The organism is Xylanimonas ulmi (genome assembly GCF_004216535.1).
Classification (GTDB): domain Bacteria; phylum Actinomycetota; class Actinomycetes; order Actinomycetales; family Cellulomonadaceae; genus Xylanimonas; species Xylanimonas ulmi.
The window spans coordinates 379,101-392,498 of record NZ_SGWX01000001.1 but is presented as its reverse complement, the minus strand read 5'-3'; the positions used below and the strand labels follow the sequence as shown (position 1 = coordinate 392,498).

Here is a 13,398-nt window from a genome sequence, read left to right as displayed (position 1 = left end):
GGTCTCTCCAGCCGGACAGCCGGCTGTCTTGTCTTCAGCCGGCGAGCCGGCGGCGGGCGTCGGCCAGGCGGGACAGGACGGTGTTGTCGACGACGTCGGCGCCGATCTGGATTCGCAGACCGCCGACCACGGCCGGGTCCTGGGTCACGTAGACCTGGACCTGTCGGCCATAGGCCTGCTCGAGCAGCGAGTTCAGCCGCGCGGACTGCGCCTCGGTCAGCTCGACGGCGCTGGTCACCGTGGCGACCAGGCGCTCGCGCCGCTCGGCGATGACGTGGCCGACGTCGATGAGCGCCGCGACGAACCGGCGCCCGCGCAGCGCCGTGGTGGCGCGCCGGGCGATCGCGAGGGTCACCGGGTCGGTCTTGTCGGCCAGCAGCGCGTCGACCAGCGCAATCCGGCGCTCGGGCTTGCTGGCCGGGTCCGACAGCGCGCGACGGGCCTCACGCTGACCCTGCAGGGCTCGCGTGATCCGGAACACCTCGTCCTCGACGGACTCCAGCGTGCCGCGCTGCGCGGCGTCGGTCAGGGTCGCCGAGACCGCGAGTCGCTCGATGGCGTCGGGCAGGTCCTTGTCGGCCGACCAGCGCGCCGCGGCCATCGAGCTGACGAGGTCGACGACGCGAGGGTCGAAGCCCGAGGCCAGCACGCGTGCGGTGACAGCCTGCTTCGACGCTGCGGGCAGCGACGGGTCCGTCAGTGCGCGGCGCAGCGCGGCGGACGAGTCCAGCGCGTCGACCACGGCGAAGAGTTGCTCACCGAGCGCCATCGCGCCGTCGCCCGCGGCGCCGAGCACCTGGTCGAGGCGCCCGACCGCCGCGGCGAGCGACGCTCCGCTCGTTCCGCGCATCAGCCCTCCCTGCCGGCGGAGCCGACCGACTGCGAGGCCTCGAGCTCGTCGAGGAACCGGTCGACGACGCGCGAGCGGGCGACGCTGTCGGCCAGCTCTTCGCCCACGATCTTCGACGCGAGCTGGGTGGCCAGGTCGCCGACGTCGGAGCGCAGCGACTCGGCTGCGGCCTGACGCTCGGCGGCGATCTGACGCTGCGCGGCCTCGGCGATGCGGGTGGCCTCCTCAGTGGCCCGCGCGCGGTGCTCGGCGACGATCGCCTTGCCCTCCTCGCGGGCGCCGTCGCGGACCTTCGCCGCGTCGGCGCGGGCCTCAGCGAGCACCGCCTGCTTCTCCTCGAGCGCCTGGTCGGCGGCCTGCTGGGCCTCGGCCGCCTTGGCGATGCCGCCCTCGATGAGCGCGGCGCGCTCGTCAAGCACCTGCTGGAGCTTGGGCAGCGCGAACTTGCGGAAGACCACGGCGATGACCACGACGACAACGAGCGACCAGATGATGTCGGCCGGGTGCGGGATGAGCATGTTGCCCTCCCCCTCGGACGCGGCCAGCACCGTGCCGGCCTGCGTCAGCCCGGTGTGGATCAGCGTGGTCATCACGGGACGATGAAGCCGGCGACCAGGCCCAGCAGGGCGAGCACCTCGACGAAGGCGACACCGATGAACATGGTGGTGCGCAGCTGGCCGGAGACCTCAGGCTGGCGGGCCATGCCCTCGATGGTCTTGCCGATGAGGATGCCGAGGCCGATGCCGGGGCCGACGGCCGCGAGGCCGTAACCGACGGTACCGATGTTGCCGGTGATCTCGGCGAGGTTGGTGACGTCCACTGGCTTTCCTTCCGTTGGGCGCCGCCCCGGGCGGGGTCGGCGTCGCGTTGTTGATTCGTCTGGGGGGCGGTGCGGCGAGCGAGGGTCAGTGGTCCTCGACCGACAGGTTGATGTACACGGCGGCCAGGATCGCGAACACGTAAGCCTGCAGCGCCGCGACGAAGGCCTCGAAGAGGAAGAACAGGAATCCGGCGAGCAGCGTGCCGGCGCCGAAGAGCTTCATCGCCCCGTCGGAGGTGAAAAAGAAGTACTGCGTCGCCACGAAGCAGATCGCGAGCATGAGGTGCCCGGCGACCATGTTGGCCAGGAGTCGCACGGCCAGCGTCGCGGGCCGCAGCACGAAGACCTGGAGGAACTCGATGGGCGCAAGCAGCAGGTACAGCGGCTTGGGCACCCCGGGCGGCAGGAGCGAGCTCTTGAGGAACGAGCCCACGCCGTGGTGCGCCTTGACGCCGGCCCACAGGTAGGTGACGTACACCCACAGGGCCAGCACGAGCGGCAGGCCGATGACCGAGGATCCCGCGATGTTCAGGAACGGGACGATGCCCGTGATGTTCATGAACAGCACGGTGCAGAAGATCGTCGCCAGCAGCGGGAAGTACTTGCGTCCGAGCTTCTCGCCCAGCACCTCGACCGCGATCTGCTTGCGCACGAAGTCGAGCACGAACTCGACCGCGGCCTGGAAGCGGCCCGGGACGACCTTGGCACGTCGCGCCGCGATGGTCACGATGAGCACGAGCGCGAGCGCCGCGATGAACCGCACCAGCATGATCCGGTTGATCTCGAACGGCGTGCCCTCGAAGAGGATGGCCGGCGGGAAGAAGTCCGCGATGGTCGGCGCGTGGAAGCCGCCGTCTCCCTCGGAGGCGGCGAGCAGCAGAGGCGTCAATGACGTAGACAGGATGACTCCTGAAGATCGAATAGACCGATGCGGACCACCACCTGTGGGTACGCCGTCGGACCGGGCCGTCGTGGATTCGCGGACAGCCTACCGGATGATCTGGCGTGGTCCGCTCGGTGAGATGGCCACGGATGACTGCAATCCCGCGGCTTGTGAATCCTGGAACAATCAGTTGCCTGAGTCATCGAGATGACCTCGCGGGGTCCTCACGGCTGGACATAAGGGACACGCCCTCGCGTCACGGCGCGGTAGTCGAGCAGCGACGAGCCGATCGCCCCGACCGCGACGACGACGAGCAAGACCCACGGCTGGTAGAAATCCCGGCCGCGCAACACGGCCAGCACGGCGATCAGCACGACGATCTTGGCGACCCACGTGCCCATCACGATGCCCGCCATCGCCGTCGGGCTCGCGCCCACCGAGCGCAGCATCGACCAGATGGTCGTGGCGCAGAAGAACCCGGAGAGCGCGACGCCGACCAGCGCGCCCCACACACCCGCGCGCCCAGCCACGAGGGCGCCTACGGCCACGCCGAGGACCGCCAGCGCGGCGAGGAACAGTCCCGTGTCGCGCAGGGCGGCGCGCAGCACCCGTCGCTCGGGGGCGTTCGCGTCACCGGCGGCGCTGCGGGGGCGGGTGGCCGCCGCGTCGTCGGGCTGGGCTCCGGGCGTGGCGTCAGGGGCGGGGGGCGTCGTCACGAGGGCTGCTCTCCTTGTCCAGGGTGGGGCGTGGTCTGGCTGACCACCGGAATGGCGCCGGTCGCGACGTCGTCGTCCAGCAGGCGGCCCCGCGTGCGCAGCGGGCCCAGGGTCAGGCCCAGCGCGACGGCGGCGGCGGCGAGGGTTCCGGCGAGCACCAGGCGCCAGTCCCACCACACGAGCGCCGCGCCCGCGAACGCGAACACCGCGGTCCAGACGTAGAGGATGACGACGGCGCGCCGGTGCGAGTGCCCGATGGCGAGCATGCGGTGGTGCAGGTGCATGCGGTCGGGGTGGAACGGCGACTTGCCCGACGCCAGACGGCGGACCACCGCCATGCCCATGTCGAGGAACGGCAGCAGCACCACCGCCACGGGCAGCAGCAGCGGCACGAACGCCGGCAGGGTCTGCGCCGCGGTGGTCAGATCGGTCTTGACCTCACCGGTCACCGCGATCGTCGAGCCCGCGAACACCAGACCCAGCACCATCGAGCCCGAGTCGCCCATGAAGATGTGCGACGGGTGAAAGTTGTGCGGCAGGAAGCCCAGGCACGCGCCCACCAGCACGGCCAGCATGAGCGAGGCGAGCGAGGAGTAGTCCTGCGGGCTCGTCTGCGTCGTCAGCCCGTAGGTGTACAGGAAGAACGCGGCGCCGCCGATGGCGACGATCCCCGCCGCCAGGCCGTCGAGGCCGTCGACGAAGTTGACCGCATTCATGGTCGCGACCACCACGAAGATCGTCACAGCCAGCGACAGGCGCGAGCCCGGGATCACGAGCTGTCCCGGCACCGGCCAGGTCGTGAGCTGGACGTGCATGAGGGCCATGAACCCGCCCGCGAGCACCTGGCCGGCGAGCTTGGTCATCCAGTCGAGGTCCCAGACGTCGTCCGCCCACCCGAGCAGCGCGACGATGACGGCGGCTCCCACAATGCCCCACACCTCAGGCCGGGTGAACACCTCGTCCAGGAACGGCATGCGTGAGGCGACGAGCACCGCCACGACGATGCCCAGCAAGATCGCCAGCCCGCCCAGCCGAGGTGTCGGCGACGTGTGCACGTCACGGTCGCGCACCGCCGAGATCGCGTGGGTGTGGCGCGCGAGCCAGCGCGCCGCGGGCGTCGAGAGGTAGGTGACCGACGCCGCGACCAGGAGCAGGAGGATGTAGACCCTCACCCGTCGGCTCCGTCCGCAACCCGGACGTCCGCAACCCGGACGTCCGCCGGGTCCGCGGTCGCGGGATCGGCGCCCGTGGGCTCAGTCTGCGTGGGCTCAGTCTGCGTGGGCTCAGTCTGCGTGGGCTCAGTCTGCGTGGGCTCGTCGTCGGGCCCGACGACGCCGGGGGCCACCTCGCGCAGCCGCTCCAGGCCGATCAGGCCCTCGCGCACCAGGCGCGGCGGGGTCACGGTCGCGTCCACGACGCTCGACGCGCCACCGGGGGCCGCGCCGCCGTCGAGGTACAGCGCGACGGCGTCGCCGAGCTGCTCGCGCGCTCCCGCCACCTCGAGCGGGGCGCCCTGCCCGCTGCGGTGCGCCCCGGTGACCGCGAGCGGGCCGGTGCGGCGCAGCAGTGCGAGGGCGGCCGGGTGGTCGGGCACCCGCAGCGCGACGGTTCCGCGCGCGTCGCCCAGGTCCCACTGCAACGAGGGCTGGGCGGTCAGCAGCAGCGTCAAGGCGCCGGGCCAGAACGCCTCAGCGAGAGCGCGCGCGTGCGCCGGGATGTCGGCCGCCAGGCCGTCGAGCGTGCGCACGTCGGGGATGAGCACCGGCGCCGGCGTCGCGTCGTCGCGGCCCTTGGCCGCCCCGATCGCGGCGACCGCGGTGGGGTCGAAGGCCTCGGCGGCGACGCCGTAGACCGTGTCGGTCGGGATCACCACCAGCCCGCCGCGTTGGAGCGCGTTGACTGCCTCGTCGATCGCGGGGCCCCAGGTCTGGGGATCGGTGGCGTCGTGCGTCGCGCTCACTGCCGGCGCCCTCCACAGTGCGAGCGCCCCAGGGCGTCTCGTGATTCGGTCACCGTCTCAGTGTTCCACGGACGTGGCCGTCCTTCGGGAGACGACCATGCGCGGGCGCCCTGTGAGATCGGTCCTGGTCTGCGCGGCCTCGAACGCCCCGGTGGCCTCGACCATCGCGCGGGCCGCGGCGGCCTGCGTCTCGGCGTGCTCCATGACGTACAGCCCGCCGGGCCGCAGGAGGCGCGCCGCCGCCGCGGTGACGCCGCGCGGCACCTCAAGCCCGTCGGCGCCCAGTCCGTAGAGCGCGACGGCGGGATCGTGGTGCGCGACCTCGGGGTCGCGCGGCACGGCGCCGGGCGGCACGTAGGGCGGGTTGGACACGACGACGTCGACCGTCCCGTCGAGATCGCGCAGCGCGGTGCGCGCGTCACCGCGCACCAGGCGCACGCCGCTGCCCGTGAGGTTGCGGGCCGCCCACGCATGCGCGGCCGCGTCGAGCTCGACCGCGACGACCCGGGCTCCGGGGACCTCGGTCGCCACCGCGAGGGCGATCGCGCCCGACCCCGTGCACAGGTCCACGGCGAGCGGCCCGTGGGCGTGCGATCGCGCAGCGCCACCGGCTCGCGGGCGTGCGCCACAAAATGCGTCATCGCGCGCCATGGTCGTGTCGCTCGCGCGCGTGTCGCTCGTCGGCGTGTCGCTCACGGACCGGTCGCGCGACCTGATGAGCCGAGCCGCCTCGTCGATCGCGACCTGCGCGACCACCTCGGTCTCAGGCCGGGGCACGAACACGCCCGGGCCGACGGCGAGCTCGACGTGGCGGAAGGGCGCGGCCCCCGTCAGGTGCTGCAGGGGCTCACGGCGCACCCGGCGCGCCAGCAGGTCATCGAAGGCCGCGGCGGCGTCGTCGGGCACCGGGGCGTCGAGGATCGCGAGCCGCCGCACCTCGGCGCGCTCGGCGCGCAGGGCGTGGGCGAGCAGCAGCTCGGCGTCCGCGCGCGGACTGGGCACGCCCGCCGCCGCGAGCGCGGTGGTCGCCCCGCGCAGCAGCGCGCCCGCGCACGGCTCAGGCACCCGCCGCCGCCAGGCGCGCAGCCTCGTCGGCGTCGATCGCCGAGCGGACCACCGGCTCAAGGTCGCCGTCGAGCACCTGGTCGAGGTTGTAGGCCTTGTAGCCGGTCCGGTGGTCGGCGATGCGGTTCTCGGGGAAGTTGTAGGTGCGGATGCGCTCCGAGCGGTCGACCGTGCGCACCTGCGAACGGCGCAGGTCCGCGGCCTCGGCCGCGGCCGCCTCCTGCTGCGCGGCCAGCAGGCGCGCGCGCAGCACGCGCATGGCCTGCTCGCGGTTCTGCAGCTGCGACTTCTCGTTCTGCATCGACACGACGATGCCCGTCGGCAGGTGCGTGATGCGCACCGCCGAGTCGGTGGTGTTGACCGACTGTCCGCCCGGACCCGAGGAGCGGTAGACGTCGATGCGCAGGTCGTTCTGGTCGATCTCGACCTCACCCGGGTCGTCGACCTCGGGGAACACGAGCACGCCCGCGGCGGAGGTGTGGATGCGCCCCTGCGTCTCGGTCACGGGCACCCGCTGCACGCGGTGCACGCCGCCCTCGTACTTCAGGTGCGCCCACACGCCCTGCGCCGGATCCGCCGCGCCCCTCGCCTTGACCGCGATCTGGACGTCCTTGTACCCGCCCAGGTCGGTCTCGGTCGACTCGAGCACCTGGGTGGACCAGCCCTTGCGCTCGGCGTACCGCAGGTACATGCGCAGCAGGTCGCCGGCGAACAGCGCCGACTCCTCGCCGCCCTCACCCGCCTTGATCTCCACGATCGCGTCACGCCCGTCGTCGGGGTCGCGCGGCACCAGGACACGGCGCAGGTGCTCGGCCGCCTCGGCCTCGGCGGCCCGCAGCGCCGGGATCTCGGCCGCCAGCTCGGCGTCGTCGCCCTCGCCGAGGTCGATGAGCTCGGCCGCCGCCTGCGCGTCGTCACGCGCGGCGTGCCAGGCGCGATAGGCGCCCACCACCTGGTTGAGCTCGGCGTAGCGGCGTCCCAGCGTGCGGGCGCGGCCGGCGTCGGCGTGCACCGCGGGGTCGGCGAGCGCGCGCTCGATCTCGGCGTGCTCGTCGAGCAGCGGCCGAACGGCGGCGAACGGGTCAGTGGTCACGATGCCTGCTCCCAGGTGGTCGAGGCTTGGGGTCCGGTGCGGGTGAACGCGAAAGCGCCGGTGGTCCGGCGTCCGACGACACTGCGACTGCCCCTGGAGAGGTTGTCGAGATCGTCGGGCGGACCACCGGCGCTACCGGTGTGCTACTTGGCGTCCTTCTTGCCGTAGCGCGCCTGGAAGCGGGCCACGCGGCCACCGGTGTCGAGGATCTTCTGCTTGCCCGTGTAGAACGGGTGGCACGCGCTGCAGACCTCGACGTTGATGCGGCCCGACGTCTCGGTGGTGCGCGTGACGAACGAGTTGCCGCACGTGCACGTGATCTGCGTGACCGCGTACTCGGGGTGGATACCGGACTTCATGATGCTCCTTGGTGGTTGGTGCCGCCGGGTCGCCCCACTGGCGTGAGTGTTCACGTGGGCCGTGAACCGGCAGGCCGACAGATCATTGTGCCAGAAGACGCCCTCGTTCCGAAAACGGCGTCCACGACCCGTACGATCCGGCACATGCCGAGGACGCTCATCGTGACCAACGACTTCCCTCCGCGCCGAGGCGGCATCGAGTCCTTCGTGCACGCCCTCGCGGACCGCCTCGGCGACGTCGTCGTCTACACGGCGACCATGCCCGGGTCCGAGGAGGTCGACGCCGCGCTCCCCTACCCCGTCGTGCGCGACCGGTCCACCATGCTGGTGCCGACGCGACGTGTGCGCGACGCCGTCGTGCGCACGATGCGCGAGCACGAGTGCGACCGCGTGCTGTTCGGCGCCTCGATGCCGCTGGGGCTGCTGTCGCGCGCGGTGCGCGCGGCGGGCGCCCAGCGCGTGGTCGCCGTGACCCACGGGCACGAGGTGTGGTGGGCACGGCTGCCCGGCACGCGGCAGGCGCTGCGCCGGGCGGGCGACGGCGTCGACGCGCTGACCGACATCTCCGACTGGACCCGCGCGCAGATCGGGCGAGCCCTGTCCCCCGCGGGGCGCGCCAAGCAGACGCGCCTGGCCCCGGGCGTCGACACCGAGCGCTTCCACCCCGGCTGCGGCGGCGCGCAGGTGCGCCAGGACCTCGGATTCGACGACTCCACCCCCGTCGTCGTGTGCGCCGCGCGCCTCGTGCGGCGCAAGGGGCAGGACACGCTCATCGACGCCTGGCCGCAGGTGCTCGCCCAGGTCCCGGACGCACGGCTCGTCATCGTCGGCGGCGGGCCCTACCGCGCCCGGCTGGAGCAGCGGGCGCAGCGGCGCGGCGTCGCCGAGGCCGTCACCTTCGCCGGGCTCGTCGAGCACATGACCGAGTGGATGGACGCGGCCGACGTGTTCGCGATGCCGTCACGCTCACGACTGCTGGGCCTGGAGGCCGAGGGCCTGGGCATCGTGTTCCTCGAGGCCATGGCGTGCGGCAAGCCCGTGATCGTGGGGCGCAGCGGCGGCGCGCCCGAGGCCACCGAGGACGGCGTCACGGGGTACGTCGTCAACCCGCGCGACGCCGAGGAGGTGGCGCGACGGGTCGTGCAGCTCCTGACCGACCGCGCGGCCGCAGCGCGCATGGGCGCGCTGGGCCGCGAGCGGGTGCTGGCGAGCTGGCAGTGGGACCAGGTGGGCGCGACGGCACGGCGGCTGCTCGACGTCGAATAGCGGGCCAGACGCGGGTTGAGCCTGTCGAGGCCACCCCACCGGTCGGTGGGGTGGTTTCGACAGGCTCAACCACCGGGTGACGCGGGGTGGTTTCGACAGGCTCAACCACCGGGTGACGCGGGGTGGTTTCGACAGGCTCAACCACCGGGGGCGGACGGCGTCAGATCGTCTCGCCCGCGTTCTCGTCCTGCAGGCTGCCCGGGGTCGTCTTCTGGACGTGCAGCAGGAACTCGACGTTGGTCTTGGTCTTCTTGAGCTGGCCCAGCAGCAGCTCGATCGCCTGCTGCTGGTCGAGCGCCCCGAGCAGGCGGCGCAGCTTGTAGACGATCTGCAGCTCGTCGCGGGCCATGAGGATCTCCTCGCGGCGCGTGCCCGAGGAGTTGACGTCCACGGCCGGGAAGATGCGCTTGTCGGCGAGGTTGCGCGACAGGCGCAGCTCCATGTTTCCGGTGCCCTTGAACTCCTCGAAGATGACCTCGTCCATCTTCGAGCCCGTCTCCACGAGCGCCGAGGCCAGGATGGTCAGCGAGCCGCCGTGCTCGATGTTGCGGGCGGCGCCGAAGAACTTCTTGGGCGGGTAGAGCGCCGCGGCGTCCACACCACCCGACAGGATGCGACCCGACGCCGGCGCGGCCAGGTTGTAGGCGCGGCCCAGCCGGGTGATCGAGTCGAGCAGCACGACGACGTCCTGACCCAGCTCCACGAGACGCTTGGCGCGCTCGATGGCGAGCTCGGCGACGATCGTGTGGTCGCTGGCGGGGCGGTCGAACGTCGAGGCGATGACCTCTCCCTTGACCGACCGCTCCATGTCGGTGACCTCTTCAGGCCGCTCGTCCACGAGCACCACCATGAGGTGGACCTCGGGGTTGTTGGCGGTGATCGAGTTCGCGATCTGCTGCATGATGATCGTCTTGCCGGCCTTGGGCGGCGCGACGATGAGGCCGCGCTGGCCCTTGCCGATCGGGGCGACGATGTCGATCACGCGCGGCGTGAGCTTGGTGGCCTCGGGGTTCTCCAGGCGCAGGCGCTCCTGCGGGTACAGCGGCGTGAGCTTGGTGAACTCGGGGCGCTGCCGCGACTCCTCCGGCGTCATGCCGTTGACCGAGTCGAGGCGCACGAGCGCGTTGTACTTCGAGCGCGCGCTGTTGCCCTGCGGCTGCTGCTCGCCCTCGCGCGGCTGGCGGATGGCGCCGACGATCGCGTCGCCGCGGCGCAGACCCGCCCGCTTGACCTGGTTGAGCGAGACGTAGACGTCGTTCGGGCCCGGCAGGTAACCGCTGGTGCGCACGAACGCGTAGTTGTCGAGCACGTCGAGCACGCCCGCCACGGGCAGCAGGACGTCGTCCTCGCGGACCTCGACGTCCTCGCCACCGACGATGTCGGGGGCGCCGCCGCGCGGGTTGCGCCCACGCTTGCGGTCGCGCCCACGGTCGCGGCCCCGACGGCGGCGCGAGCCGCGCTCGTCGTCCGGACCGAAGCCGCGGTCGTTCTGGCGGTTGTCGTTCTGGCGGTCGCCCTGGCGGTTGTCGTTCTGACGGCCGTCGCCCTGGCGGTCGCTGCGCTGCTCGCGCTGCTGACCCTCGCCCTGCTCGGTGTTCGCGCGGCCCTGCTGGCCGGCGCCCTGACCCTGGCGGCGCTGCTGACGCGGCGCGGCGACGGCGTCGGCGAGCTCGGCGAGGCGCGCGGCGCGGTCGGCGTCGGACGCCGACTGCTCGGCGCGCGCGGGCTGCTCGGCGCGCGCGGGCTGCTCAGCGCGGACCTGCTGGTCGGCGGTGCGGGTCGGCTGCTCGGCGCGCGCGGTCTGCGACGGCGCGTCGGCGGTGCGCTCGACGCCCGTCGGGCGCGTGGCGCGGCGCGAGCGGCGGGCCGGGGCCGCGGCCTCTGCCGCCGCGTCGGCGCGCTCGGTCGGCGCGGCCGAGGCCGCCTTGCCGTTGCCGGAGCGGGCCGCCCGGATGGCCTCGGCGAGGTCACCCTTACGCATCTTGGATGTGCCCTTGACCCCCATTTGGGAGGCCAGCGCCTGGAGCTCGGCGAGCTTCATCGAGCCCAGGGACCCGGTCGAGCTGACCCGGGTTTCGGTGGTGTCTGTCACGAAGGACCCTTCCCCCTCGTTCGCGGGGCGTCCGGCGGTGTCGCCGGAGCGCGTGATCCCCGCGTCAGCGGTACGTCGACGTCACTGACGGGGTTCTTGGCCTTCTCCCTCGGCGCCTGCGCCCGCGAACACGTACGGAACAGGCAGAACAAGCGCTCGAACTGCGCGATTCGGTGGGGGTGGCTCCGAGGTCGGCCGTTGACCGCAAATGGGTGTGGCCGATGCCTGAAGGCTTACTGCACTCTACCACTCGGGGTGACGCCACTGGACGCCGATGCCACACGTCGCGCCCGCGCGCCCTGCGTGTCGACGCCAGGGCGCAGCACCCGCCACCCGGCGAGGCCGTCGACCAGCCCGGCCAGCACCTGGTCGAGCGCGCGCACGTCGTCCTTAGGAGTGAGCACGAGCACGGTCGGGCCGGCGCCCGAGACCGTCGCGGCGAAGCCCTCCGCGCGCAGCGCGCGCAGCAGCTCCGAGGAGGCCGCCATGACGCCCGCGCGGTACTGCTGGTGCAGCCGGTCCTCGGTCGCCTCCCACAGCAGCTCGGGCCGGCGCGCGAGCGCCTCGACCAGCAGCGCGGCGCGCCCCGCGTTGAAGGCCGCGTCGGCGTGCGGCACGGCCTCGGGCAGCACGGCCCGCGCGCGCGAGGTGGCCAGGCGCGCGTCGGGCACCAGCACCGTCGCGACGACCGACGGGTCGACGTCGAGCCCGACGGCGCGCGGGCCGTCGGCGTCCTGCCACGCGACCGTGGCGCCGCCCATGATCGCGGGCGCCGCGTTGTCGGGGTGGCCCTCGAACTGCGTCGCGATGCCGAGCACCGCGCGCGAGTCCAGCACGCGCGGGTCGGCGAGCAGCGCTCGGGCCGCGATCACGCCCGCGACGACGGCCGCGGCCGACGAGCCGAGCCCACGGCCGTGCGGGATGAGGTTGGAGCAGCGCATCCGCAGCCCGGTCTGCGGCATGCCGACCGCGTCGAGCGTGTGCCGCAGCGCGCGGACCACCAGGTGCTCCTCATCGGTCGGCACCTGGCCCGCGCCCTCGCCGTAGACCTCGACGACGACGTCGTCGCTCGCGACGATCCGCACCTCGAGCTCGTCGTAGAGCGCCAGCGCCAGACCGAGCGCGTCGAAGCCTGGGCCCAGGTTGGCGCTGGTCGCCGGGACCCGGACGACGACGTGGTCCGCTCCGAACTGCACGGCCGCTCCTCTCAGTCCGGTCGCGTCACTCGAGCCCGAGGGCCGCGGCGATCGAGACGACGTCGGCCGTGACCCGCACGGGCTCGACCTCCTCGCCCTCGAGCGTGCGCAGCGCCCAGCCCGGGTCCTTCAGTCCGTGCCCGGTCACCGTGATGACGATGCGCGCGCCGGCCGGGACGAGCCCGGCCTCGGCGCGCGCCAGCACGCCCGCGACGCCCGCGGCCGAGGCGGGCTCGACGAACACGCCGACCTCGCTCGACAGCACGCGGTGGGCCGCGAGGATCTGCGCGTCCGTGACGGCCTCGATGACGCCGCCCGACTCGTCGCGCGCCGCGACGGCCTGCTCCCACGAGGCGGGGTTGCCGATGCGGATCGCCGTGGCGATGGTCTCGGGCTCGTCGATCGGGTGGCCCTTGACGATGGGCGCGGCGCCCGCGGCCTGGAAGCCCCACATGACCGGCGCCTTCGACGCCACGCCGTCGGCCGCGTACTCCACGAAGCCCTTGCGGTAGGCGGTGATGTTGCCCGCGTTGCCCACCGGCAGCGCGTGGATGTCGGGCGCGTCGCCCAGCGCGTCGACGATCTCGAACGCGGCCGTCTTCTGCCCCTCGATGCGGTCGGGGTTGACCGAGTTGACCAGCTCGACCGGGTAGGCCTCGGCGAGCTTGCGCGCCGCGACCAGGCAGTCGTCGAAGTTCCCGTCGACCTGCAGCAGCACCGCGCCGTGCGCGATGGCCTGCGAGAGCTTGCCCATCGCGATCTTGCCGTCGGGCACCAGCACCGCGCACCGCATCCCCGCGCGGGTCGCGTAGGCGGCCGCCGACGCCGAGGTGTTACCCGTCGAGGCGCACACCACGGCCTTGGCGCCGCGGCCCGCGGCGGCCGAGATCGCCGTCGTCATGCCGCGGTCCTTGAACGATCCGGTCGGGTTCATGCCCTCGACCTTGATCCACACCTGCGCGCCGGTGCGCTCCGACAGCGCCGGCGCGGGCACGAGCGGCGTGCCGCCCTCGCCCAGCGTGACGACCGTCTGCCGCACGTGCTCGGGCAGGCGGTCGGCGTACTCGGCGATGACGCCGTTCCATTGCTTGGCCACTG

14 protein-coding genes are annotated in these 13,398 nt (G+C 73.0%); 1 reads left to right on the top strand and 13 read right to left on the bottom strand.

Annotated elements, in window-relative coordinates; genetic code table 11:
• Positions 1 to 34: 34 nt before the first annotated feature.
• The 10 genes from EV386_RS01705 to rpmE form a co-directional block, all read right to left on the bottom strand.
• The gene (locus EV386_RS01705) at positions 35 to 850 is read right to left on the bottom strand and encodes a F0F1 ATP synthase subunit delta (protein WP_130411750.1); all 816 of its coding nucleotides are present in this window, start codon (positions 848 to 850) and stop codon (positions 35 to 37) included.
• Positions 850 to 1,440, bottom strand: a complete 591-nt coding sequence (locus EV386_RS01700) for a F0F1 ATP synthase subunit B (protein ID WP_130411748.1) — start codon at positions 1,438 to 1,440, stop codon at positions 850 to 852. Before EV386_RS01700 ends, EV386_RS01705 begins: the two co-directional genes overlap by 1 nt.
• On the bottom strand, positions 1,440 to 1,670 hold the full coding sequence (locus EV386_RS01695) for an ATP synthase F0 subunit C (protein ID WP_130411746.1): 231 nt from the start codon (positions 1,668 to 1,670) through the stop codon (positions 1,440 to 1,442). Before EV386_RS01695 ends, EV386_RS01700 begins: the two co-directional genes overlap by 1 nt.
• 85 nt (positions 1,671 to 1,755) lie before the next feature.
• The gene (gene atpB / locus EV386_RS01690; protein ID WP_242607785.1) at positions 1,756 to 2,559 is read right to left on the bottom strand and encodes a F0F1 ATP synthase subunit A; all 804 of its coding nucleotides are present in this window, start codon (positions 2,557 to 2,559) and stop codon (positions 1,756 to 1,758) included.
• A gap of 218 nt (positions 2,560 to 2,777) precedes the next feature.
• Positions 2,778 to 3,269, bottom strand: coding sequence for a Cg1360 family ATP-synthase-associated protein (locus tag EV386_RS01685; protein ID WP_130411744.1), 492 nt, complete (start codon positions 3,267 to 3,269; stop codon positions 2,778 to 2,780).
• Positions 3,266 to 4,441: a glycosyltransferase family 4 protein gene (locus EV386_RS01680; RefSeq protein ID WP_130411742.1), complete on the bottom strand. Its 1,176-nt coding sequence runs from the start codon at positions 4,439 to 4,441 to the stop codon at positions 3,266 to 3,268. The genes EV386_RS01685 and EV386_RS01680 overlap by 4 nt, the downstream gene beginning before the upstream one ends.
• The gene (locus EV386_RS01675; protein WP_130411740.1) at positions 4,438 to 5,229 is read right to left on the bottom strand and encodes an L-threonylcarbamoyladenylate synthase; all 792 of its coding nucleotides are present in this window, start codon (positions 5,227 to 5,229) and stop codon (positions 4,438 to 4,440) included. Before EV386_RS01675 ends, EV386_RS01680 begins: the two co-directional genes overlap by 4 nt.
• A 57-nt stretch (positions 5,230 to 5,286) precedes the next feature.
• The gene (locus EV386_RS01670; RefSeq protein WP_130411738.1) at positions 5,287 to 6,294 is read right to left on the bottom strand and encodes a N5-glutamine methyltransferase family protein; all 1,008 of its coding nucleotides are present in this window, start codon (positions 6,292 to 6,294) and stop codon (positions 5,287 to 5,289) included.
• Entirely contained in the window at positions 6,287 to 7,387 is a 1,101-nt protein-coding gene (prfA, locus tag EV386_RS01665; protein WP_130411737.1) for a peptide chain release factor 1, read from the bottom strand. Before prfA ends, EV386_RS01670 begins: the two co-directional genes overlap by 8 nt.
• Positions 7,388 to 7,530: 143 nt before the next feature.
• Entirely contained in the window at positions 7,531 to 7,746 is a 216-nt protein-coding gene (gene rpmE, locus EV386_RS01660; RefSeq protein ID WP_130411736.1) for a 50S ribosomal protein L31, read from the bottom strand.
• A gap of 144 nt (positions 7,747 to 7,890) precedes the next feature.
• Here rpmE and EV386_RS01655 point away from each other — a divergent pair, with 144 nt between their 5' ends.
• Complete coding sequence (locus EV386_RS01655) at positions 7,891 to 9,012, top strand: glycosyltransferase family 4 protein (RefSeq protein WP_130411735.1); 1,122 nt, start codon at positions 7,891 to 7,893, stop codon at positions 9,010 to 9,012.
• A 160-nt stretch (positions 9,013 to 9,172) separates the two neighbouring features.
• On the opposite strand, the gene rho is transcribed toward EV386_RS01655, so the two are convergent.
• From rho to thrC, 3 genes are all read right to left on the bottom strand, one after another.
• The gene (gene rho, locus EV386_RS01650) at positions 9,173 to 11,104 is read right to left on the bottom strand and encodes a transcription termination factor Rho (RefSeq protein ID WP_278025404.1); all 1,932 of its coding nucleotides are present in this window, start codon (positions 11,102 to 11,104) and stop codon (positions 9,173 to 9,175) included.
• A gap of 233 nt (positions 11,105 to 11,337) precedes the next feature.
• A complete protein-coding gene (gene thrB, locus EV386_RS01645) occupies positions 11,338 to 12,300 on the bottom strand; it encodes a homoserine kinase (protein WP_130411734.1) in 963 nt (320 codons plus the stop codon).
• Positions 12,301 to 12,325: 25 nt separating this feature from the next.
• A complete protein-coding gene (gene thrC / locus EV386_RS01640) occupies positions 12,326 to 13,396 on the bottom strand; it encodes a threonine synthase (RefSeq protein WP_130411733.1) in 1,071 nt (356 codons plus the stop codon).
• Positions 13,397 to 13,398: the final 2 nt, after the last annotated feature.

Excerpts from the sequence above, each read along its gene's own strand:
- EV386_RS01705 (WP_130411750.1), bottom strand. The coding sequence starts at position 850 with ATGCGCGGAACGAGCGGAGCGTCGCTCGCCGCGGCGGTCGGGCGCCTC.
- EV386_RS01700 (WP_130411748.1), bottom strand. The coding sequence starts at position 1,440 with ATGACCACGCTGATCCACACCGGGCTGACGCAGGCCGGCACGGTGCTG.
- rpmE (WP_130411736.1), bottom strand. The coding sequence starts at position 7,746 with ATGAAGTCCGGTATCCACCCCGAGTACGCGGTCACGCAGATCACGTGC.
- EV386_RS01655 (WP_130411735.1), top strand. The coding sequence starts at position 7,891 with ATGCCGAGGACGCTCATCGTGACCAACGACTTCCCTCCGCGCCGAGGC.